A 2,393-nucleotide genomic window follows, 5' to 3' on the forward strand; every position below is an offset into this window, starting at 1 on the left:
TTGATTGTATTGCTTGTTAGAAAAAAGCGCAAATGGTATGTTTCTTTTCTTTTAGGCGGTGTGGTTGCGGCTTTTTTTGAATATTTGCTCCATGAGCTTGAATATATTTTTACAGGCAATGTTTCATGGGATTACACATATGTGTTTTTATACATACCGTCGATAGCAACTCGAGGCAAAACTGCAGGAACAAGTATTCCTCATATGTTTATTTGGGGAGCTTTGGGATTGTTTTTAGAACGCATAGTTTATCCTTTGGTTTCTAAAGTGATAGAAAAAATTCCGCCTTTGCAGGGCAAAATGGTTTTTAATGCATTAGCGGTGTTTTTGGCTTTTGATATGGCATTGACTGGAGCAGTCTTTCTAAGACAAGGCGAAAGACTGAAAGGCAACGAGCCTGTTACAATGGTGGGAGAATGGATAGACAAGAACTATCCAGATGAATACATCTATGAGATTTTCCCTGATAAAAAGCCTGAAGAAGAAAAATCATAATATTTTAAATAAAGGAAGTTAATATGGAAGACAAAAAAATTGTTTCAGAAGAACAAGAATTTCATAATATAATGAATAAGCAAGTCAATATGACCAGATTGATACTTCTTGTTATTTTCGGTTTTATAGGAATAATCTTTGCTATTATCGGCGCCTTTCTTTTGGGGTTTAATGTAATAGATAAAGGCATTCAAATAGGTCTTATATTTTTGCCTATTGGATTAGGCTTTTGTTTGGCAGGATTGTTATGTTATTGGTTGATACCAAAAGATAGAGTATATAATTATGAAAGATACAAACAAAGAGTTGAGAAATATGGTTTTATAGATACTATTTCTATGGCTGCAATGATCTCTTATCACAAGGTTAAGATAGAACAATTAGAATCCAGAATAAAAGAACTGGAAGATAAATTAAACAATGAATAAGAAAACAGCCGGTTTTAATACCGGCTGTTTTATTTTTTTTACTTTCTATCCCTAGACATGAAAATTATAGCTAAAAATCTTAGCATTGATAGCAGTGCTGTAACCAGTGAAGCTATATATGTCCATGCAGCGGCATTCAAAACTTCTTTTGCACCTTTGGCTTCACTTACACTTAATATACCGCTTTCTGTCAACAATGCCGTCGCTCTTCTAGAAGCATTTAATTCAGTAGGCAAAGTAACAAGACTAATTAAGATTGAAGAGCCATAAAAGACCAAGCCAGCATAAATTACTATGTCGCCAATCATTGTTCCGGGAACAGCCAATCCAAAAATGATTCCAATTATCACAAGCGGCCACATAAGCCTTGAAGTAAAATTAACTACAGGAACAAGGAAGTTTCTTATTTTTATTGGAGCATAGTTATCTGCGTATTGTAATGCATGTCCAACTTCGTGAGCCGCGATACCCAAAGCCGCAATGCTTGATGAATCAAAAACGCCTTGGGACAAGCCTATCACGCCGTTTTGATGGTCGTAAAAATCTGTAAGCCTGCCGTTTACACGTCTTATTTGTATATGATTAAGTCCCGCACGAGAAAGCACACCTCTTGTCATTTCATAAGCGGTTATACCTGATTTAGAATAAACCTTAGAATATTGAGAGTATGCCGAAGAGACTTTAGCTTGTGCATATGTTGCTAAAAGAATGCCAGGGATTAATATAATGCCCGTAATATAATACAGTAGCATTTTCTCACCTCTTTTTTATTATGTCAAAAGCAATTATATCATATGCCAAAAAATATATTCAATCAGTTTTTTTTACAGTATGTTAACATTTTGTTTATTTTATAGACTCAAAAACTTAGAATTCTATTTCAACAAAATTATCTATCTTATTGTTTTTATATACGGTGTTGATAAGAGTTGCCTTATTGTTTCGATCTATTAACAAAAAGCTATGCGGATATTGAGAATAATAGTGATTTGGGAAAATTTCTTCATATTCTCCAAAGAAGTCCTCCAATTTTTCGGCTGTCAAAATTTCGTTCAAAGATTCTGTTAGATAATATTTTGCTTCTTGAAAATCCTTGCATTTTACAGCCTCAAACACAGCAATAGGCATAAGCCGAGTATCTGTCGTTCTTACTGGTTCACCCTTGCAGTAAACATAATATTCTTCAGTCTTTTCAAAAGTTTGACCGTCATAAACAGTTTTAAGTCCTCGACAAGCGATATCACCCTTTAATTTTAAAGTTATAATCTTTTTGCCCTCTTGGGTTATTTTATCCCAAAAGCCATCTAACTTGACTAGATATTTGCCTAAAGTGCCTTTTATAATCAAAAGATATAATATTTTATATTGATCTATATTTTCTTCTGCTGTTACGCAAGCAACCAACTCATTATTTAAAATTTCTGCTTTTAAGTTAATATTAGTTAAATTTTGCGGCAGAGTGTGATAAAA

General features: G+C 33.6%; 4 protein-coding genes. 2 read left to right on the plus strand and 2 right to left on the minus strand.

All coding sequences use genetic code 11. The features are described 5' to 3' along the window. Both VIL26_08670 and VIL26_08675 read left to right on the plus strand, forming a co-directional pair. On the plus strand, nucleotides 1–495 hold a 495-nt coding region (locus tag VIL26_08670; protein ID HEY8390998.1), incomplete at its 5' end, for a putative ABC transporter permease. A gap of 23 nt (nucleotides 496–518) precedes the next feature. Next, nucleotides 519–923 (plus strand): hypothetical protein, encoded by a 405-nt coding sequence (locus tag VIL26_08675; GenBank protein ID HEY8390999.1) that lies wholly within the window; start codon nucleotides 519–521, stop codon nucleotides 921–923. A gap of 38 nt (nucleotides 924–961) precedes the next feature. Here VIL26_08675 and VIL26_08680 read toward each other — a convergent pair whose 3' ends face one another. Next, on the minus strand, nucleotides 962–1,675 hold the full coding sequence (locus VIL26_08680) for a zinc metallopeptidase (protein HEY8391000.1): 714 nt from the start codon (nucleotides 1,673–1,675) through the stop codon (nucleotides 962–964). 115 nt (nucleotides 1,676–1,790) lie between these two features. After that, a partial coding sequence (locus VIL26_08685; GenBank protein ID HEY8391001.1) for a hypothetical protein occupies nucleotides 1,791–2,393 on the minus strand: 603 nt, incomplete at its 5' end.

The organism is Clostridia bacterium, from assembly GCA_036562685.1.
Lineage (GTDB): Bacteria > Bacillota > Clostridia > Christensenellales > DUVY01 > DUVY01.